Source organism: Streptococcus sp. S784/96/1 (assembly GCF_902729355.1).
Lineage (GTDB): Bacteria > Bacillota > Bacilli > Lactobacillales > Streptococcaceae > Streptococcus > Streptococcus caledonicus.
Map to the genome: position 1 here is coordinate 79,542 of NZ_CACVCC010000006.1, position 21,648 is coordinate 101,189.

General features: G+C 36.6%; 18 protein-coding genes and 2 pseudogenes. 2 read left to right on the forward strand and 18 right to left on the reverse strand.

Features of this window, described 5'->3' with window-relative positions; genetic code table 11:
• The first annotated feature begins 129 nt into the window (after window positions 1-129).
• Window positions 130-968, forward strand: a pseudogene (locus GZ996_RS03430) (IS630 family transposase).
• A gap of 181 nt (window positions 969-1,149) precedes the next feature.
• Here the strand turns inward: GZ996_RS03430 and GZ996_RS03435 are convergent.
• From GZ996_RS03435 to rhaB, 12 genes and pseudogenes are all read right to left on the reverse strand, one after another.
• Complete coding sequence (locus tag GZ996_RS03435; RefSeq protein ID WP_156806684.1) at window positions 1,150-1,860, reverse strand: ABC transporter ATP-binding protein; 711 nt, start codon at window positions 1,858-1,860, stop codon at window positions 1,150-1,152.
• Window positions 1,860-2,624 (reverse strand): ABC transporter ATP-binding protein, encoded by a 765-nt coding sequence (locus GZ996_RS03440; RefSeq protein WP_156806685.1) that lies wholly within the window; start codon window positions 2,622-2,624, stop codon window positions 1,860-1,862. The genes GZ996_RS03435 and GZ996_RS03440 overlap by 1 nt, the downstream gene beginning before the upstream one ends.
• Before the next feature lie 2 nt (window positions 2,625-2,626).
• Window positions 2,627-3,577, reverse strand: coding sequence for a branched-chain amino acid ABC transporter permease (locus tag GZ996_RS03445; protein WP_156806686.1), 951 nt, complete (start codon window positions 3,575-3,577; stop codon window positions 2,627-2,629).
• 2 nt (window positions 3,578-3,579) lie between these two features.
• Window positions 3,580-4,449: a branched-chain amino acid ABC transporter permease gene (locus GZ996_RS03450; RefSeq protein ID WP_162011337.1), complete on the reverse strand. Its 870-nt coding sequence runs from the start codon at window positions 4,447-4,449 to the stop codon at window positions 3,580-3,582.
• Window positions 4,450-4,588: 139 nt separating this feature from the next.
• A complete protein-coding gene (locus GZ996_RS03455; RefSeq protein WP_198039919.1) occupies window positions 4,589-5,746 on the reverse strand; it encodes an ABC transporter substrate-binding protein in 1,158 nt (385 codons plus the stop codon).
• Window positions 5,747-5,852: 106 nt separating this feature from the next.
• The gene (locus GZ996_RS03460) at window positions 5,853-6,125 is read right to left on the reverse strand and encodes a DUF2129 domain-containing protein (RefSeq protein ID WP_156806688.1); all 273 of its coding nucleotides are present in this window, start codon (window positions 6,123-6,125) and stop codon (window positions 5,853-5,855) included.
• 278 nt (window positions 6,126-6,403) lie between these two features.
• Window positions 6,404-6,997, reverse strand: a pseudogene (locus tag GZ996_RS03465) (ATP-dependent Clp protease proteolytic subunit); the annotation flags it as partial.
• A gap of 312 nt (window positions 6,998-7,309) precedes the next feature.
• Window positions 7,310-7,939, reverse strand: a complete 630-nt coding sequence (gene upp / locus GZ996_RS03470) for a uracil phosphoribosyltransferase (RefSeq protein WP_156806690.1) — start codon at window positions 7,937-7,939, stop codon at window positions 7,310-7,312.
• A 768-nt stretch (window positions 7,940-8,707) separates the two neighbouring features.
• Window positions 8,708-9,859 carry an iron-containing alcohol dehydrogenase gene (locus GZ996_RS03475; protein ID WP_161980740.1) on the reverse strand — a complete coding sequence of 384 codons (1,152 nt, stop codon included), beginning with the start codon at window positions 9,857-9,859 and terminating at the stop codon, window positions 8,708-8,710.
• A gap of 218 nt (window positions 9,860-10,077) precedes the next feature.
• Entirely contained in the window at window positions 10,078-10,899 is an 822-nt protein-coding gene (rhaD, locus tag GZ996_RS03480) for a rhamnulose-1-phosphate aldolase (protein ID WP_162011338.1), read from the reverse strand.
• Window positions 10,900-11,096: 197 nt separating this feature from the next.
• Window positions 11,097-12,353 carry an L-rhamnose isomerase gene (gene rhaA / locus GZ996_RS03485; RefSeq protein ID WP_162011339.1) on the reverse strand — a complete coding sequence of 419 codons (1,257 nt, stop codon included), beginning with the start codon at window positions 12,351-12,353 and terminating at the stop codon, window positions 11,097-11,099.
• 12 nt (window positions 12,354-12,365) lie between these two features.
• Entirely contained in the window at window positions 12,366-13,808 is a 1,443-nt protein-coding gene (gene rhaB, locus GZ996_RS03490; protein ID WP_162011340.1) for a rhamnulokinase, read from the reverse strand.
• 123 nt (window positions 13,809-13,931) lie between these two features.
• Between rhaB and GZ996_RS03495 the strand changes: the two genes are divergently transcribed.
• Entirely contained in the window at window positions 13,932-14,918 is a 987-nt protein-coding gene (locus GZ996_RS03495; protein ID WP_162011341.1) for an AraC family transcriptional regulator, read from the forward strand.
• 1,378 nt (window positions 14,919-16,296) lie between these two features.
• Here the strand turns inward: GZ996_RS03495 and GZ996_RS03500 are convergent.
• From GZ996_RS03500 to GZ996_RS03525, 6 genes are all read right to left on the reverse strand, one after another.
• A complete protein-coding gene (locus tag GZ996_RS03500; protein WP_162011342.1) occupies window positions 16,297-17,862 on the reverse strand; it encodes a sensor histidine kinase in 1,566 nt (521 codons plus the stop codon).
• 49 nt (window positions 17,863-17,911) lie between these two features.
• Window positions 17,912-18,610 carry a response regulator transcription factor gene (locus tag GZ996_RS03505; RefSeq protein WP_156806697.1) on the reverse strand — a complete coding sequence of 233 codons (699 nt, stop codon included), beginning with the start codon at window positions 18,608-18,610 and terminating at the stop codon, window positions 17,912-17,914.
• An 80-nt stretch (window positions 18,611-18,690) separates the two neighbouring features.
• On the reverse strand, window positions 18,691-19,248 hold the full coding sequence (locus GZ996_RS03510; protein WP_156806698.1) for an isoprenylcysteine carboxyl methyltransferase family protein: 558 nt from the start codon (window positions 19,246-19,248) through the stop codon (window positions 18,691-18,693).
• A gap of 167 nt (window positions 19,249-19,415) precedes the next feature.
• Window positions 19,416-19,685, reverse strand: a complete 270-nt coding sequence (locus GZ996_RS03515) for a hypothetical protein (RefSeq protein WP_156806699.1) — start codon at window positions 19,683-19,685, stop codon at window positions 19,416-19,418.
• Window positions 19,686-19,697: 12 nt separating this feature from the next.
• Entirely contained in the window at window positions 19,698-19,982 is a 285-nt protein-coding gene (locus tag GZ996_RS03520) for a hypothetical protein (protein ID WP_162011343.1), read from the reverse strand.
• A gap of 1,151 nt (window positions 19,983-21,133) precedes the next feature.
• Window positions 21,134-21,574 carry an LPXTG cell wall anchor domain-containing protein gene (locus GZ996_RS03525; protein WP_162011344.1) on the reverse strand — a complete coding sequence of 147 codons (441 nt, stop codon included), beginning with the start codon at window positions 21,572-21,574 and terminating at the stop codon, window positions 21,134-21,136.
• Window positions 21,575-21,648: the final 74 nt, after the last annotated feature.

A 21,648-nucleotide genomic window follows, 5' to 3' on the forward strand; every position in this document is an offset into this window, starting at 1 on the left:
CAAACGCCTATACTATCCAACTATAAAAAATGTCGTCATACTCATTCAAAATCAAAATTAGATTTATAAATTCTCTAATATGATAGTAAAATAAAATACCAATAGTACATAATGTGATATAAGCTTCTTATGGCATATGCATTAGATTTTCGTGAAAAAGTTCCCGCCTATTGTAAGCGAACAGGTCGTATCACAGAAGCATCAGATGTTTTCCAAATCTCACGACATACCATTTATGGCTGGTTAAAACTAAAAGAGAAAACAAGGAATCTAAACCATCACATCAAGTCAAAGGAACAAAACCTAGGAAAGTTGATAGAGATAGCCTCAAAAACTATCTTACTGATCATCCAGATGCTTATTTGGCTGAAATAGCTTCTGAATTTGACTGTCATCCAACTACCATTCACTATGCTCTCAAAGCTATGGGATATACTCAACACTTACTATGAACAAGATCCAGAAAAAGTAGCTTTATTTCTTAAAAATGTTAACCATTTAAAGCACTTAACACCTGTTTATAGTGATGAAACAAGATTCGATACTTATTTTTATCGAAAATATGGTCGCTCATTAAGAGGTCAATTGATAAAAGGTAAAGTGTTTGGAAAAAGGTATCAGAGGATTTCTTTGGTTGCAGGGCTGATAAATGGTGACATAATCGCTCCCATGATTTATGAAGAGACAATGACGAGCCACTTTTTTGAAGCATGGTTTCAGAAATTTCTGCTACCAACATTAGGCACACCATCAGTTATTATTATGGATAAGGTAAGATTCCATAGAATTAGTAGGCTAGAACTCTTATGTGAAGAGCATGGCATAAACTTTTACCTTTTCCACCCTACTCTCCTGTGTACAATCCTATTGAGAAAACATGGACTCATATCAAAAAGCACCTCAAAAAAATATTGCCAAATTACAATACTTTTTATGAAGCTCTTTTGTCCTATCCCTATTTCAATTGACTATATTGTCAAAAGAGAAGAGGCTGGCAAAAAGTTTTCAAAATTGTAAACGGCTTAGAATAACGTCGTCAAAAAAAACGTTGATTCTAAGCCATTTTATTTTGTGCAATTTTCAACAGCAAGGCTAAAATTTGAGTTTTTGCCCAGCCTCTCTTTTTTTTATTTCGGTTTTATATTAGCATTAACCACCTAAGTATGCTTTGCGGACTTCGTCTGATTCCAGAAGTTCTTTTCCTGTTCCAGAAAGAACAATTTTTCCTGTTTCAAGAACGTAACCACGATCAGCGATTGATAGTGCTTTATTAGCGTTTTGTTCAATCAAGAGAACTGTTGTTCCCTGCTTTTGAATATCTTGAATAATATCAAAAATTTCTTGAATGAAAATAGGTGCTAATCCCATTGAAGGCTCATCTAAAAGAAGGAGTTTGGGCTGGCTCATGAGAGCGCGCCCCATAGCTAACATCTGCTGTTCTCCTCCTGAAAGGGTTGCTGCATCTTGATTTTTACGTTCTTCTAAACGTGGGAATCTAGCAAAAACTTTTTTCAAATTCGCAGCATTTTCATCCTTATTATTTTTCAAAAAGGCACCCATTTCAAGGTTTTCCATAACAGTCAAACCTGCAAAAACATGACGTCCCTCAGGCACCTGAGCTAGACCATCTGCTACGATTTTTCGTGCTGGTATTTTTGTAATATCATTGCCAACATAAAAAATTTCTCCAGCACTTGGTTTAACTAGCCCTGAAATCGTACGAAGAATAGATGTTTTTCCAGCACCATTAGCACCGATTAAAGTAACAACCTCGCCTTCGTTTACCTCAAAAGAAACATTTTTAACTGCTTCAATTGCCCCATAGCTAACCGAGAGGTTTTTTACTTCTAACATTACCATTAAATTTCACCTCCAAGATAAGCTTCAATAACACGTTTATTATTTTTGATTTCTTCTGGCGTTCCATGGGCAATCAAACGACCATATTCTAGTACATAGATACGTTCTGTTACTTCCATAACCAAACTCATGTCATGTTCAATTAAAATAATGGTAATTCCAAACTCTTCCTTAATTTGACGAATAAGAGCTGTCAAATCAGCAGTTTCCTGCGGATTCATACCAGCTGCAGGTTCATCAAGGAAGAGGATTTTAGGTTCTGTTGCAAGAGCACGCACAATTTCTAAACGACGTTGTTGTCCGTAAGGAAGATTTTTAGCTAGAGTTCTAGCATCTTGATCAAGATTAAAGATTTTCAATAGCGCTAAAGCTTTTTCCTCCAACTCTTTTTCATGAGCATAATATTTTGGTAATCGGAGTAAAGAAGCTAGGATATGTGACTTATGATGATTATTAAAGCCGATTAGCACATTCTCTAAAACCGTCATATTCTTAAACAATCGAATATTTTGGAAGGTACGAGATAGACCGAGCGCAGCAATTTTATAAGGAGCTTTCCCATTTAACAAAATACCATCAAGAGTTACTGAACCTTCAGAGGGCTCATAAACACCTGTCAAAAGGTTAAAGAGAGTCGTTTTACCAGCACCATTAGGACCGATAAGGCCAACTAATTCCCCTTCATTGAGTTCCATAGTCACATCACCGACAGCAGTCAGACCACCAAAATTTTTCGTTAGGTTTTTAACTTCAAGAAGTGCCATACTTATTTGCCCTCCTTAATTTTTGTAAAGAATTTTGAAAACATCAATTCTTTAGTTCCCAATAAACCGCCTGGTCGGAAAACCATCACCAAAATCAATGCTAGTGAATAGATAATCATTCGGATGTCAGCAAATGAGGCTAAGTACATATTTAAAATACCAAGCACCACCGCAGCAATAATTGTCCCCGTAATAGAACCAATGCCACCAAGGACCGCAATAATAAGATACTCAATAGATTTCATCAAAGCAAAATCTTTAGGAACAATTGTTCCAATATAGCCAACATAGAGAGAGCCTGCAATGGCTGACATCATAGCTGCTAGGACAAAGACCATAACCTTAATTTTAGTAGTATTTACACCCATTGATTCTCCTGCAATTTCATCCTCTCGAACAGAAATGACACTTCGACCAATTGGACTTCTTAAAAAGTTCAAAACTAATACTGTCAGCAAAACAACAAAGATAAAGACAACAGGCCAAGTTGTAAAAGGAAGAATTCCAGACATACCGGCTGCACCATTTGTCAATGTTCCACCGTTGACAATAGCAATACGAATAATCTCGGCGACACCAAGAGTCGCAATGGCAAGATAATCCCCTTTTAAACGAAGGGTTGGTAAACCAACTACTAGTGCCACCAAAGCTGCAACAAGTGCCCCAACAAGCATAGAGATATAAAATCCTCCATAAGTTGGCATTGTTTTAGTTAAAATAGCTGTCGTATAAGCACCAATAGCCATAAAACCCGCTTGACCAAGCGAGAATTGACCAGAGAATCCAAGAACTAAATTAGTTCCCAAAGCCATAATCATAGAGATACCAATTCCCATTAAGATTTGGACATAGTAGAGGCCAATTAAACCAGTACTTACAAACATAGATAAAATCCCGTAAATAGCTAGAACAAGAACGAGCCAAGCTAGAATAGGTTTTAAATTTTTCTTCATGCTTACACCTTCTCTTTCACATTTTTACCAAGGATTCCTGCTGGACGAACCAAAAGAATCAAAATTAAAATCACATACACAACAGCATCTTTATAGGTTGAAATACCAAGAACGTAAGTAAATGTTTCTAATATACCAATTACAACACCTCCTAGAGCAGCTCCAGGAATAATTCCAATTCCTCCAAGTACTGCGGCTACAAAGGATTTAATCCCAGGAGCCATCCCCATAAGTGGTTCGATTGAGTTGTAATAAAGACCAATTAGGACACCAGCCGCTCCAGCCAAAGCTGAACCAAGAGCGAAAGTAAAACTGATTGTTGTGTTGACATTTATCCCCATCAACTGAGCTGCATTACCATCAACAGAAACAGCACGCATAGCTTTACCCATCTTAGTTTTCTTAACAATAAATTGCAAACCAATCATAAGTATCAAAGAGGTTACTAAAATAATGATTTGATGACTATCAATTGTAAAAGCACTAAAATCGTAACGAACCTTTTCAATAACTTGAGGGAATGCACGTTTTTCACTTCCAACAAAATATTGCATGCCATATTCCAAAAGGAAGGACACCCCAATCGCAGTAATTAGTGCAGCTATTTTTGTTGAATTCCGCAAGGGACGATAGGCTAAAAATTCAATCAACATCCCAATACATGCTGTTATCATCATTGTTAACACTAAAGCGATAAAGAAATTTATCTGGAGGGTGTTGATAAGATAATAACCAATGAAGGCACCTAGCATATAGATATCTCCATGAGCAAAGTTAATCAACTTTAATATTCCATAAACCATGGTATAACCCAAAGCTAGGAGGGCATACACACTTCCTAGAATTAAACCATTGACCAATTGTTGGATCATCTGTTTATTTACCAATCTTTCTATAAAATAACAATATCTGGGAAGACAGTTTGCTTCCCAGATTAATATAACTTCTTTTTCAGTGATATGCAAGAAGGATGAATTAACAAATTCCTTTCTTACATTCAAACTAATATGACTAGTCAGCTTTTACGACTGTTGAAGAAGTCACTTTACCATCAGTCAAGCCAATCATAACGGCTGATTTTACTGGGTTATGTGTCTCATCAATTGTCATTGTTCCTGTTACACCTTCAAAATCTTTAACTTTAGCAATATTTGCTGCAATATCTTTAGATGTTTTAGCACCTTCAGCAGCACTCACTGCTAAATAGACTGCATCATACGAAAGTGCTGCAAACATTGAAGGTTCTTCACCATATTTTGCTTTATAGGCTTTAACAAACGCTGCTGCTTTATCAGAAGCTTCAGCTGAGAAACCCGAAATATAGAAAACGTTATCAACATTGTTAGCGCCGGCTAATTCAATCATACGACTATCCGCTAAACCATCAGAACCTACGATTGCTTTCTCAATTCCCATCTCACGAGCTTGTTTAATAATTGAACCCGCTTCTTCATAGTAACCTGGCATAACAATCACTTCATAGTCAGCTGATTTGATTTTTGAAAGAGCTGCTTGGAAATCCGTATCTTTAGCTGCAAAGGTTTCTTCAATGACGATATCACCTTTATATTTTTCTTTAAAGACTTCTGCAATTCCTTTAGAGTAATCCGAAGAATTATCATAATAAAGAACAACTTTCTTAGCTTTTAACGTATTTGTCACATAGTTAGATAAAACAGCACCTTGATAGCTATCAATAAAGGTTGTACGGAAAACATATTCATTAACCTTACCATCTGCACCAATTGTCAGAGAATCTTGTGTTCCTGAAGGTGTAACCATCGGAACACCCGCAGATGTAATATTTGGAATAGTTGCTGCAACTGCACCAGATGTAGCAGGTCCTACCATGACATTAACTTTATTCTCTGTTACTAATTTAGTCGCTACAGTTGCAGCCTCAGCATTTTCAGATTTATTATCTTGGGTAACGACTTCTAATTTCTCGCCTGTTGCCTTTAGTTCTTCTATAGCAAGTTCGGCACCATTTTTTTCTGCAGTACCATATGCTGCTGTACTACCTGATAATTCAAAATTAAGGCCAATCTTCAAAGTATCTCCAACTTCCGTTCCTAATGCCGAGGAGCCAGCTGATGGTGCCGCACCACAGGCAGCAAGAACTACTGAACTTGTAAAAGCAAGCATTCCAAATGTTAATTTTTTCTTCACGAGATATACTCCTTAATAATTTCTAAAATTTAATACTGTACAAGTATACTGAATTATCTGAAAATTTGCAACACTTTTATCTCAATTTTTATATTTTTTGTCTCTTTTATTTAGTTGCTAATTCTTCTACTTTTTTGGAAAGGCTTCCAACAAAATTCTGATCAATTTTTTGCAAGTGAGATGGCAAAACACGCTTTACAAATTTTTGTTTTTCAATCATTGGGATAAGATCATTCACATCTGTTGTATTCACATAGAGGAGAACATAACGCAATTTTTTGGAATGGTAAAAAATATCACCAAATTTATTTAATTTACGAGCATCACGATTATAGTAAAGATACACTGCTAAACTCATTCGTTCTTGTTTTTCAAACATGATTTTTCCTTTCTACCTTATTTTTACACTAGTCATTATTGACTGCACCTGTCATATCGTTTTTATTGGCACATATTTTATCGACTGCTACGGCCGGCTTCCCTTTGACAATAAAGTTTAGTGAGGCTGAATGTGTTGTACTCTTGGCATCATTAGGGGCAATCAGTAATAAATCTGTTGATTTTCAAAATGTATACTCCCAATAATACAACACTTTTATTGTACCATAATTCCAAATCCGCAACAGCAAAAAAGCAGGGAACCCCTGCTTTGGCAACTTAATTTAAATTATTATTTTCCATGATAGCATCAATGAACCCATATTTAAGCGTCTCTTCTGCGCTCATCCAGTAATCACGTTCAGCATCTTTATGAACTTGCTTAATGGTTTTACCAGAATTGTCTGCCAAGATTTTTTCCAAGCGGTTACGTGTTTTGAGTAGGTGTTCTGCTGCAATAGCCATATCTGTCTGTTGGGTCCCTCCACCAGTCCCCCCCATAGGTTGGTGGATCATATACTCAGCATTTGGAAGCATAAAGCGTTTACCTTTGGCACCTGATGAGGCAATGACAGTTCCCATTGAGGCCGCCATCCCCATAACTATAGTTTGCACATCAGCCTTGATAAAGTTCATTGTATCAACAATCGCAAGCCCTGCTGACACTGAACCGCCTGGTGTATTTACATAAAGGTAAATATCCTTTGTATGGTCTTGCGCATCTAAAAATAATAGCTGGGCAATCACTGAGTTCGCCATATTATCCTCAACTGGACCTGTTAACATAATAATACGGTCTTTTAAAAGACGTGAATAAATATCATAAGAACGCTCACCGCGTGAAGTTTGCTCAATAACTACAGGAATCATAGTTTTCCTCTTTTCTTCTTATTTCTTAATGCTATTATATGCTTTTAGTCAGCAAAGGTCAAATAAAAAAACTTATTTTTAGCACTCATTTCACAAGAGTGCTAAAACACTTGAAAATGAAAGAGCAAACCCAATTGCCCCTTCTCATATTGATGATATAATCAACCCCAATTCTTCTCGGCTTAGCAACACGAAGAACTCTAAGCAATCATTTTTTATCATCCTCAAATTCTGACGACTGACCTAAATAATAGGTCGCCCGAACCTCGTTGTTCTCTAGTTTTCAAACAACGACCTAAATAGGTCACACGGGACCTATTTAGTCCCAAAGAGTCGGTCGCCGGCATCTCCAAGCCCTGGGACGATGTAGCTTTGTTCATTTAGTTTTTCATCAAGGGCTGCTGTATAGATATCAATGTCTGGATGCGCAGCTCTGAGTTTTGCAACTCCTTCTGGCGCAGCTACTAAGCAGACAAATTTAATATTAGTAGCACCGCGTTTTTTCAATGAATCAACACCTAAAATAGCTGAACCACCTGTCGCAAGCATTGGGTCAACTAAGAAGACCTGACGTTGCTCAATATCTTCTGGAAGTTTCACTAAGTATTCAACCGGCTCAAGTGTTTCCTCATCACGGTACATTCCGATGTGTCCCACTTTTGCGGCTGGGACAAGACTCAAAAGACCATCAACCATACCGATACCCGCACGCAAAATTGGAACGATTGCTAATTTTTTACCAGCCAACTGCTTTTGAATAGTTTTTGTAATCGGCGTCTCGATTTCAACATCTTCAAGTGGAAGATCACGCCATACTTCATACCCCATGAGCATAGCAATTTCATTAACTAACTCACGAAAGTCTTTCGTAGAGGTCGTTGTACGACGTAAAATAGACAACTTATGCTGAATTAGTGGATGTGCAATAACTTGGAAATTTCCCATGAGAGAACCTCTTTCTATATACGTTTGTGTTTAATATTATAGCAAAAAAGTAAGCGGTTGACCATTATTTTTGTAAAACTAGCCATGCCGTACACAGGAGAGAATTTCACAAAATAAGTTCCACTTTAATTTCTCAAATAGATATTAAAAGTGATTCGATACTATACATACCTGCTTGTTCAAATCTGTCAAGAAACTCTACAGATAAAAACTTTTCTTAATTATTTCGACGAACAATAATAAATGCATAAATGTTTTAAAATACTGTTATCTTATAATAAAAATCTCTCCCTATCCGAAGCAGTTCAGACAAGAAGAGTAATTACATTTATTATTGGCAAGGAAAAGTGTTCTCACTTCTGACCTTTTAATGTGGATAGAATTTGATGCAGTAGTTATAGTCATTTAAAATCAAAATATGATAACTTATATTCACAATTTTTTGGACAGTTAGTCTTATGTTTTAGGGATGCTCCAAGAGTCTAGGAGCCCTTTGGAGGTGAAAATAAAGCCAGCAAAGTCGGCGTCAAAACCTCCTAACGCAGTTCCACTGCTATTTTTAAACCTAATATCTCCGTTAGCTTTTTAGTTTTAAAGCTAACCTGACAATTGGCAGAATATAGTCAATCGTCTTTTGACCATGGTCTCAACTGTCTGTGTTGAGCGACCTTATATTCTCTTTTTAAGCTGACGCTAAAAACTTTAACTTGTGATAGTGGGATAGAAGTCAAGACTTCTATCCCACTATCATGACAAACCATATTCTCTTTAGAACAATTCTTTATAAAAAGCAATTGTTTCTTCAAGAGTTGGCATGAATGGGTTACCTGGTGCACAGGCATCAATTAGGGCATTCTTAGAGAGATATTCAAAATCAAAATCTTCTTCCTTGATATCTAATTCTGTCAATTTTTTAGGAATACCAACTGTTTCTGATAAGCGTTCAATGTTGGCAATGGCAAAATCTGCACATTCCTCATCTGTTTTACCTTCTGTGACAAATCCAAAGGCTTTGGCAACATCACGGAAAGCTACTGGCACCCGTTTAGCATTTTCACGTTCAATAATTGGTAATAGCATCGCACAACAAACACCGTGTGGCAAGTGATAAACAGCACCTAATTGGTGGGCCATAGAATGGACATAACCAAGACCAGCATTATTGAAAGACATGCCACCAAGGAAAATCGCATTAACCATTGCTTCACGCGCTTCAATATCTTGCCCATTTGCAACGGCACGAGGTAAGAATTCATTGATTAACTCAATAGCACCGATTGACAATTTCTTCGTCACGCCATAGGCACCTGGAGTAACAAGTGCTTCAATAGCATGTGTCAATGCATCCATACCAGTTGCTGCTGTCAATGTTGCTGGTTTAGAAAGCATAAGTTCTGGGTCATTAACTGACATCAGCGCAAGACTGTTTTTATCTACCATAACCATTTTGACTTTGCGTTCTTCATCAGTAATAACATAGTTAATGGTAATTTCAGCCGAAGTTCCAGCTGTTGTATTGATTGCGACAACTGGTAGCCCTTTATTATCAGATTTATGGAGACCTTCAAGCTCTTGTGGAGTTTTATCATTTGTTGCCATGACTGAGATACAGCTAGCAGCATCTTGAGGTGAACCTCCACCAACTGAAACAATAAAATCACAGTCATTTTCTTTCAACACTGCAAGACCATCATAAACATTTTTAGTTGATGGGTTCGGATCGACATCTTCAAAGACGACGTAAGCAATACCTGCTGCATCAAGCGGTGCAGTCACTTTAGGCAGAATATCACTACCAGCAATAAAATGGTCAGTGACGACTAAAGCTTTCTTGAAACCAAGTTCAGCAACATGGGCACCAAATTCATTGATAACACCACGACCAATAAGGTTGACTGAAGGGACATAAAAAGTTGACATAAGAGACTCCTTTATTTTAAATACAATATGAATAAATGTTTATCTATAAATAATTAAAAATTTCAAAGCTATTTATAGATTTTTTGTAATCGTTTTCTTCTTTATTTTATTATTAATCTAGCCAAAACACAAGAAATTTTGTTGATTTTTTCACATATTTTTTCAAAAAGTTAAGAGCCTAACTGCCCTTAACCCATTATTTAAACACGCTTCAATATTTACAGGTCAAGAAACCCTGCATGTGGTGTTTGTCCAAAATAATCTGCAATTTCTTGCAATTCTTGATCTGTAATTTCTTGAAGTATTTGACCACCTTGCGCACCAACTTGAGAAAAAATCATAGCAGCTTTTTCGATAACTTCAACAAGACCATAGGTTTCATCAAGTGAAACTCCCGAAGCAAACAAACCATGATGTGGCCAAAGGACTGCTTGGAATTCTGACATTTTTGCTGCTGTCGCTTCACCAATAGCATTTGTACCTGGGGTCATGTAAGGAATCACCCCAATGCCTTCTGGAAAGACGACGATTGATTCTGCCTGCATTTTCCAAAGAATACGTGATAAATGACGTTCATCCAAAGGTTGTGTAAAACTCATCGCGATCAGGTTTGTTGGATGGCAATGGAAAACAACGCGTTGCTCAGGATTCACTTTGAGCCGCTCAATATGACTGAGCAAATGGCTTGGAAACTCTGACGTTGGTTTACCACCGTCTTCAAATCCCCAAACGACATCATAAGATTTACCATCTTCAGAAATTTTAACAAGACCGAGGTCCAATGTTGGACGGTCATACACATTACGGAAGTAACGCCCAGTCCCTGTTACCAAATAATAAAAACCAGCAATAGCCGAAGCATCAAAGCCAAGTTCATAAGTCGCTTTGACCTCTGAAACATCTTCAAAACCTTCTACTTCCTCTGCTAAAAGTCGATAAGAAACGTTACCACCATTACGCTCATCCCAATACCGAAGATAAGACTCGCGCGTCACCTCACGCATGTTTTTTACAAATGATGAATCAACAAATTTTGTCATTTTTCTGATACTAGAGGGAATTTACGGACAGAGCGAAAATAGGAGATTTTCCTCTAGTAGAATCTATCATTTTCGCAGAGTCCATAACTCGAGTTCAACGACTCGAACCCCTTTATTTCCTTTCCTTTTTATGTTTGAACCCTTTGCTAAGCCTTGCAGACGAGTTCAATTTCTTTCAGTTATTTTATTAAGTCTTTTTAACGCGTTGCTAAGATTTCTTTTTCGTATGCTTGCACTTCTTTAAGCCAATCAAGACCTACTGGAACGCCATTTTGCTCACAGAAATAATTCCATACATCCGCATATGGGAAGTCTTTGAGTTCTTCTGTATAAGCCAAACGTGCCGTGAAATCAAATTTATTTTCCAATTCTTTCAATTCTGCAGTTGGTTCAAGCATGGCTTTCAAAAGTGCTTTTTGAGTGTTTCTGGTACCGATGACCCAAGCAGCCACACGATTGATTGTCGCATCAAAGAAATCAAGTCCAATAACGGTCTTATCAAGTAGATTGTTACGAACAATTTCTTTAGCAATATCCTGCAATTCATCATCCATAATGACAACGTGGTCAGAATCCCAACGCACTGGACGTGACACATGGAGCATCAAGTTCTTTTCACTAAAGAGTGACAATGAAGACAATTTATTTGAAATCACTTCTGTTGGATGGAAATGCCCAGCATCTAACAAAATCGCTTTATTGCGTGTCAAACCATAACCCATGTAAAATTCATGCGAACCCACGGTATAAGCTTCTGCACCAAGCCCAAAGAGTTTACTTTCAACGGTATCAACATTATACGCTTCATCAATTTCTTCTGAGAAAATGGCATCAAGTGATTCCATGAGACGTTTGCGAGGAGATAGGCGGTCAACTGGATTATCTTTGAAACCATCTGGAACCCAGAAATTCGTGTAGCAAGTTTGACCAAGTTCTTTCCCAAAATATTCAGCAACACGGCGACTGCGTTTTCCGTGTTCAATCCAGTAATCACGGACTTCCTTGTCAGGGTGAGAAAGTGTGAAACCATCTTTCATCATTGGGTGTGAGAAGAACGTTGGATTGAAATCTAGTCCAAGACCTTGTTCTTTTGCCCAAGCAACCCATTTTTCAAAGTGTTTTGGCTCAATCTCATTCAAATCTACCGTCTCATCCGTATCAAGATAAATGGCATGAAGATTCAATTTGTGTTTTCCAGGAATGAGAGAATAAGCCTTTTCGAGGTCCGCACGTAATTCATCTGGCGTACGAGCTGCTCCAGGATAATTTCCTGTTGACATGATACCACCGGTCAACTCTCCGTCTGGATTAAGGAAACCATTTACATCGTCTCCTTGCCAGCAATGCATTGAGATTTTGACCTCTTGCAATTGTTTCAAAACGGCATCTGTGTCTACACCGATGCTAGCGTATTTTGCTTTTGCTTCTTGATAGCGTTGTTCTACTGTTGTCATCTTATTCTCCTATTAAAATACTAATTTTTGATATTGTTTCAAGTGATCTCGGTCTGCAATAGGCTGTGGTTCATAGCGGTCGAATGCTTGATTTTTGGACAACCAAGCTCGCGCTTCTGCCAGATTTTCTAATTCACCAGACGAAATCATTTGTACCATAATATTTCCAATAGCTGTCGCTTCGCTTGGGCCTGCGATAATTGGTTTTCCGATAACGTCTGCCGTTAATTGGTTAAGGAGTTTCACGTTGCTACCACCACCAACGATATAAAGTACTTCCAACTCTTTTCCTGTCAGACGTTCTAACACCTTCCATTCATGGGCATAAGCCAATGCTAGGTTGGAATACACGCACATGACTAATTCGCCTACTGTTTTTGGAACAATTTGGTTGCTCTCACGACAAGCAGCTTGAATCTCTTCAATCATATTCTTTGGATTGGTGAAACGGTCATCATTGAGATTGATATACTGCAAGAACGGCTCTACCTGATAGGCCTGCTCTGCCATTTCTGCAAAAGAATACTGATAATCCAACATTCGAGCAATTTCTTGAACAGCCCACATGCCAGTAATGTTTTTGAGGAAGCGGTAAGTTTTGTAGGCTCCCCATTCATTGGTATAATTTTCCTCAAAAGCAGGTTGAGTTGCCAACGGTTCGCTATTTTCTACACCAATGAGAGACCAGGTGCCACTTGAGATATAAGCCCAATTCTCTGAGGTCGCTGGAACTCCAACAACTGCTGAGCCTGTATCATGAGTTGCTACGGCAATCACCCTTGCTTTAGGCAAATCATAGGTCTCATAAAGTTCTGGTAAGATTTCTCCAATAACTGTTCCTGTTTCCATTAACTCAGGCAATTGATTAAGAGAAACTCCAGCCACATCCAACAAGTCTTTATCATAATCACGACTGTGAATATTAAGGTATTGAGTTGTTGAGACATTTGTCACTTCACCAACTTTTTGTCCTGTTAAACGATAGGCGATATAATCAGGAATCAGCAAGATATCTTGCGACTTTTCAAGCAACTCTCTTTCTTCAGCACACAATTGATACAATGTGTTAAAATTTAAGAATTGAATCCCTGTCTTTTCATAGACAACATTTTTCGGAATGCTTTTAAAAACCTTTTCCATCATGCCTTGTGTCCTAGCATCACGGTAAGCTATCGGCTCCTCTAACAAGTTTCCTTCTTTATCCAGAAGAACATAGTCAACCGCCCAAGTATCAATACCAATGGTACAGTCCATAACACCTTTGGTTTTTACTTTTTCAAGTCCTGTTAAAATTTCTTTGAGCAGTTGGCTAACATTCCAACGATCATGCCCATTTTGTTTCGTAAAACCATTTTTAAAACGATGAATTTCAGTCAATTCAAGGGATTGACGCGTATCTGCCAAAATCACACGCCCACTTGAAGCACCAATATCAACGGCAACATGATAAGTCATTCAATCGTCCTTTCTTATTTTTTGTTATCGTTTACATTTATGATTTTACCATTTCTACTATTTTTGCTACAATATCCTAAAAACAGTAAAATTGTATCAAATTTACAGATTAACAAGGACATTATGACTAAACTTAAAAATTTCCTATTTCTTCATACAGAACACGAAGAAAAGCAGCTCTCTGAACACCAGTTTGTCAGTGATTTTCCAGAATTAAAACAGCTAAATGATGCCGATATTCCAATCATTAGCCAGCAAATTTTTGGAACAAATAAAGAAGTTTACATTAGTAAGCACAGTCGTTTTGCAGATTACCCTGCTCATTCTCATCAATTCCTTGAAATCAACTATGTCTATCACGGCACTTGTGAACAGGTAATCAATGGCAAGACTTATCACTTTCAAACAGGTGATCTTATCCTGATGGACACCGATAGTGTACAATCTATCAAATCCCTCGGTGAGGATGATATCTTAATTAACATTTTATTTCGTGATAAGTCCATCTCATTGGATTGGCTATCCGAACTACAGAGTCATAATAGTCTTATTTACCAACTTCTTCTCAACGAGACACTCTCAGATAAAAAGCAGAGCAATTTTGCCATTTTTCCTGCCGAAAAAACACGTCCTGTTATCCCCATCCTTAATCAATTATTGGAAGAATATTTCTTCCCGGGAGATTTTTCTGATAAAATCATCAGTAATTACCTTTCCATTCTCATGTACCATTTAGCACGAACCCTATCCAAAGTGACTCAGGAAAATCTTTTAACAAAGACCAATGATCCCTTTGCTAAAGTGCTTGAATTAATAGACCAAGAGTTTTCCAAACTTACCCTGAAAGATGCCGCTAAAAGACTCAATTTCAATAAAAATTACCTTGGTAATCTCATCAAGGAACGAAGCGGCAAAACTTTTACCCAAATCCTCCATCAGAAACGCCTCTCACGCGCCAAACTCCTCATCGAATCCACTCAACTCTCCATTCAAGACATTGCCCAACAAACCGGTTTTTCAAACCGCACCTTCTTTTATAAAAAATTTGAAAAAGAGTATGGAGTGAAACCATCCGAGTTAAGGAATTATGATGAAGTAAGTAAAGATTAGTTATACTTTTTTAATATTGAAACATCCAATAATGTCTAACAATCTCCCCACAGAATGCCAAAATTTTTCATTTTGATAGCTTTGAATACTGACTGGCCTATAAGAACCACTTCGTAGCAAATGTGTTTACTATTTCTTTTTTAATCAATCATCATTTAGTCTTTATGCCCCCAATATGAGGTTGAAATGAATTTTAGATAAACATAAACACTTGGACAATCATTACAGTCCTTCCACTTCAAAAATGTGTTATCATATCTTTATGACCTTTATCCAAGATTTTAGACAACCCGCCTTAGATGTTGTCAATGAAGGCCACACCAAAGTAGAAGCTTGCCGTGTTTTCAAAATGAGACTCACAACCCTAAAAAAATAGGAAGTAATGTTAGGAACCAAAAGTCATTTAGAGGACAGCCCAAGAGAACCTCCCCCAGAAACTTCCTAAAAACGAGCTCCTCGCCTACGTTGAAGAACATTCAAAAGCTTATATACGTGAAATCACCGAGCACTGTTGCTGCACCATCAATGCCGTATGGAAATCTTTCAGAAAACATGGCATCACTTAAAAAAAAGGCCACTACCTATCACGAGCAAAAGCCATAAAGCGTAGAACAATTCCTGGGTATCCTGTCTGCATTAATCATGATTCCCATTGTTTTATATCGATGAAACAGGTATTGACACCTCCCTTTATCGGAAAAATGGCAGAGCAAAACGCGAACAAAAGGTTTATAGCACATTAGTGGCAGATGATTTGAACGGATGGATATCGATTGTCGTTGATCAGATTGATAGCGTTTTATTGCCCACTTAATTTATAAACAACATGTGATCAGTGAGTTCTTTATCAAATGATTCGACAATTACCTTATACCAGTATTAGGCGGCTCATATGTTATTGTCATGGATAATGCCAGTTTCCATCCAAAGAAAGCGCTAGACAAGACCTGCATTTCACAAGGTTACTATTTTTAACCCCTACCAACCTAGCCACCTAAATGTAACCCCATTGAAAAATCTTGGGTAATCCTAAAAAAAAGCGTCATAAAACTACTCGCTTAGTGCCAAACAATTGAGGAGTGTTTGAGAACAGTTCTTTAAAGTGGAATGACTATATTTTGATCAAATACTGTCCTTGACAAAAATAACTTCCAAAATCACTGACTTTGGAAGTTTTTAATATATTTCGAGTGCCAACATTATACAGTTATCATCATTTATATTTTATAATGAATTGTAACACTAAGACAATTTATCTTAATCTTAATATTAAAAAACTAAACAATTATAACACTAACACAAAATAACCTGAGCAGGTACGGTCTAAATAAGAACTTATTATGAGTAGTTTTTATCCGTCTTTAGAGTTTTTACAATATTATTTTTTATACGAATCAATCGGTAAGGTTATCTCAAATATCTTAGAATAAGGAGCTACATTTTCCGTGCGGAGAATAATATTACCACGATGCATTATAACAAATTGTTTAACAATGGACAAACCTAACCCTGCACCACTCTTGCCAGCAGTTCGGGCAGGACTGCCAGTGACAAAAGGTTGAAAAAGGGTTTTTGCTACCTCTTTGGATATTTTTGTTCCATTATCAGCAATTGACAAAATTAACACATGTTTCTCACGCTTCAAGGTAAAGGTCAATCGCGTTTTTGGAGGATTATACTTCAAAAAATTATTCAACAAGTTGTCCAAGGCTCTTGTAAAACTTGTAGTATCTAATTGAGCATAATAGGCAATTTCTGGGATATCTATCTCCAATTCATAATCCTGCAAAATGAATTCATCATAATGTTTTGCCCAGTAACTTCTTAAATATTCACAAAAGTCTATCGTTTTGGTCTGCAATTGAAATTTTGGATGCTGTGCTTGACTAAAATCAAACAAGGATGAAATCAATTCATCTAACAAGACAGCTTTTTGATAAATAATTTGCGTATAACGTTCACGTGTCTCATTAGCAATCAAATTATCTGCCAAGGCTTTTGAATAACCTTGAATTACCGTCACAGGTGTTCTTAAATCATGAGAAAGGTTGGCAATCATCGTTTGATTACTTTCTTCAACTTCTTGACGCTTCTTCTCACTATTATAAAATTCAAGAGATACTATATTGAAGGTTTTAAAAATTTCCATCAATTCTTTCGGACCATTGTAATCGGTAACTGTCTCAATCCGATCTTTTTGAGATAATTTTTTAATAGCGTCATTCAATACTTTCAACGGCATAGAGATTCTTTTATTTAGGCGCCATGTAAATACGATAATAATTATCGTAACAATAATTAATAAAATTCCAAGATTAAAGATGGTACTGTCATAAAAACGTTGTTCTACCAGCATAATATCGTATGGCCTAAACATAACTAATGTCATTTTTTTACCACTATTAGTCTTAAAGTCATACTTATAGACGTGAAAATCATCAAACAAGGTTTGAGTCAATAGACCAATTTCACGTGGTGTAAAACTCTCTTTTCGCGTTGACGTATTCGCAATTAAAACATTTAATTGCTCGTCTAATAAATAAACAAACTCTTCTTCTTCGACAATTACTCCTGAAGCAACATATTTATCTGCGATTTCCTTATTTTTCTGAATAAAATAACGTCCTTTACCATCAACTTCCGTGTACCTTGTACTTGTATAATAAGATTCTGTATCATAAGGTAGCATAATCTCTAACTCCTCTGGAGAAAAAGAGTAACTTTTAGAGGGATTACTAGAATAAATAACACTTCCATCAGAAATGACTTCATAAAATTGACCATATCTATTAATAATAGAAAGAGATTTATCTGCAAAATTTTCACGCTTCAATTCCTTCTCAATTTTAGAAAGATCAGTCATGGAAATACCCATCGTTACTTTCTCCAGCATAATTAGTGATAAAAAAATCCAAGTAAATATTGCCACAAATAAAACAACCATATAGATAATGAATTGAGATAGGAGCATTCGAACTAAGCTAACGCTTTTTTTAGGTCTGCTTTTCAAATTTATAGCCTATACCTCTCATCGTTTTTATATAGTCAGGATGTCTAGGATCATCTTCAATCTTATCTCTAAGGTTAGAAATATGAACAACAATTGTACTTTCATCACCATCTATAAATTGATGACTTCCATTAATCTCTTCATACAACTGCAATTTCGTAAAAATTTGCCCTGGGTATTCCATCAATTTTTGAAGAATTTTAAATTCTGTCGCCGTTACTGCAATAGGTTCTCCATTTTTCCTTAACAACACCTCATCAATATTTAATCTCAGAGAGCCCGCAACAATTTCCTTTGTCTCTTTCGATTTTGAATTCAGTTCATAGAACCTACGCAAATGCGATTGCACACGCGCTACAACTTCCAAAGAATTAAAAGGTTTTGTGATATAGTCATCAGCACCAATATTTAAGCCTAGAATTTTATCCATGTCTGACATTTTAGCCGATAAAATAATAATTGGGATATTACTATCCTGTCTGATTAATTTTGTCAGCCCATAACCATCCAATTTCGGCATCATAATATCGACAATCGCTAAGTCTACCTGATTTTGCTTAAAAAGCTCATAAGCCTCTTCGCCATCGTTAGCAATCAATACTGTATAAGACGAATTTTCTAGATATAATCTGAGTAATTCAACAATATCCTGATCATCTTCAGCAAGCAATATCGTATACATCACTTTCCTCCTCGTAAAGGTTCAATAATTTCTTTCTCCTATTGTAGCATTTTATGACAAAATATGAGCACCAATTCTAGTTAAAACCTTCTGCCTTCACCCGTTACATGTTTACAGTTGTTTTCCGTATTAGGTAGTATTTGTGTGATAATAAGGTTATTTTCTTCAACGATCCGATTACGAAGTATCAAAGCATAAAATGGACCGACACAAATCAAGGTCCACCAAGCATGACATAGCAAACTAAGACCTACTAGTTCTGGCGCAATATTTAAAAAGTAATTAGGATGTTTCACGACACGAAATAGCCAGTGATTGTTAAATTGGTGATTTTTAGCAATCATCAGCTTAACAGTCCAAATATCAGATAACAAATGGATAACAACACAAAGCATGATAAAGGCAAATAAAAGTAAACCTAGCCCTAAGAAACCTACCTGATCAAGTATTGTATGACGTACATAAGCCTCCACGAAGCATCCTAGATAAAATAAGATATGAGCAACGGTTAGTAATTTCGTATTTTTAACGCCATATTCAATACCACCATTTGCTAGAATATCAGCCTCATTTTTCTTAGAAATCGTTAAAAAAGCTAGTCGGAGTATGAAAATAGCTCCAACAATCATTAAAATCATTTTATTGTTTTCTCCTTTCAATCAATTTTAAATAAACATAGAAAAGAGTTTTTTAACCTCTCTATGTACTGTAATTCTCTACTTCATAGATTTACGATGACGTTTCACCACATAGATTATAAATGATAAAACTCCTAAAACGCCTAGAAATACCACCAACTCTGTTGTTAGACTTGATTCCAATGAATTTGCTCGTGGAAGTTTTTCGGTATACGACATGCCATTGCTTTATTAGATTCAATGACATCATGATTTGATGTTAAACACAACTGCTCTTTAACGATTGGTTTTAATTCCAATACTTTCATTTGTTCCTTATCACGATGACTTTTTTGTGACCGACCAGGTTCTTTCTTGTTCATCTCATGGCTTTGGTTGAGACTTAACATCTGCACAAGCATCCCATCTTTTGGTCGCATCTCAGATATAGTATCCATATCCTGTCTTGGTTATTCTACCACTTTATAAACAAGTACATAAACACTAAAGTGTGTAACCTTAAATCCTACGCTTCCATCGGGATTTGTTATAAACGGCAACCTTTCTTTCATAGAGCCTAAAACATAGCACACTTTATCAACACTAGCTTTAGCTAGCACAGTTACAGTAACCTCTCCTGTTAACTGAGCTGTTCCTCCTCCTGGATAAGAAAGTTTTGATAAGACTTTCTCCTCAATAAACTTTTCATCAGCTGCCGGAACAATATACCCATTGACCTTCACTTTACTCTGCAAATCGTGTAAATCGATCGGTAGTATTTTCCTTAGCATGAACTGTCGAAGTCATGACATTTGTTACTGCCAACATTATGTACTTACCATACTAATCCATGCTTTTTCCTCTTAATCATTTTGACATGATATACTGAATTTTCATTTAATTTTTAACTCCTTTTATTTATTCATACTTAATTTTACAGGCTTTTTTTGACTTTACAATAGGCTTCGTGACGATTTTATCTAAAGATAAGACAATCTTAAGGTTATCTAAATATTATTAATGCTATCTTTATATTGTTAGTTTTTTTCACTTAATCAATCTACTTTCATACATGCTTAATATTTGCTGGAGGTTTTTGACTTCCAACATAAGACAATTAACGAGACTTTCATACACTAGGAGATTACCGTTAGTGCTGTTTCTTAAATGATATTGATGAAGACTATTTTTGAGCTAAAAATAAGTTTGATCAGCAAGAACTCGTTTACCTACTAGTACCAAAACATGATATTTCTTGAGATTTTGTGCTCTGAGGATGGCTGAAAGAGTAGGTAGCGGTAAAGGAACTCAAGGCTACTGATGAATGAAATAAGGATACCAAAATACTGTTGAAAACTTATGGATATTGTCTTTTTTAACATTGTCAACGAGAAGGATTATTCTTAACTCTAGAGAAGTACGATGCTTCTATATAAAAGTCGCTTCAGTGGATACGGATTACTGTATCTGTTTTTATACTTACTTTAAATTCAAAATCTGAATCTAAGTTCTTCTCTGATGATTTTTTTCATCTGGCAGCATGCATTATAGTAAATTGAAAAAAAGATTAGGATAAATAATAGAATAACCAATAGTATTATCGCGGGTTAAAATGATCCATCTGTGTCCTGTTCTTAATTCAAATAACTATACAATAGCGAATGATTTCAAGGGAATCAAAACGGCTTTGCACCTCTTTAAACGAGGAACAAGGCCGCTGCTCAATCTTTTATATTATAGTATTGTCCACTTAAAAGAAGCAGTTCAGTCCTTTCTAGGATGTGGTTTTCACAATCCCTTACAGCTTACAAAGGACAGTGCTCTACTGTTTAGAGAGAGAGTCCAACGTATAGCTCTGATAGCAAAATAACTGGAAAGTTAAATCGTTGCAAAATCATTTGGGAGGTTAGTCCTTGCTTTTCTTGATTTGTGTAATTCCTAATAATGCTAGTAGACTGCTACCCAACAAGGCTAAGATCGACGGTAGGTCACCAGTCATCGGTAACTGAGCTGTTCTCTGAATAGAAGTTGTCTTCGTTTTGGATGTTACAGGTATTTGCTTGACTTTTATCTCCAAATTTTCTGCAGGTAATTCCATTTTGTTAGATTTTACTTGAACTTCCTTGCTGACATCAGGAGTCATTGACGTTTTAGGAACAATCGGAGTAGATTCTCTAGGTTGTTCATTTTTGGGAGGGAGGGTTGATTTAAACTTAGGCGATGGTTTTTTCTCAGATTTTGGCTCTATCTCAGGTTTTGGTTTTACCTCAGTCTCTGGTTTCACCTCAGTCTCTGGTTTCACCTCAGGTTCTGGTTCTACCTCAGTCTCTGGATTTACCTCGGGCATTGGTTTCACCTCAGGTTCTGGTTCTACCTCAGTCTCTGGATTTACCTCAGGTTCTGGTTAAAGGTAAGGGTATG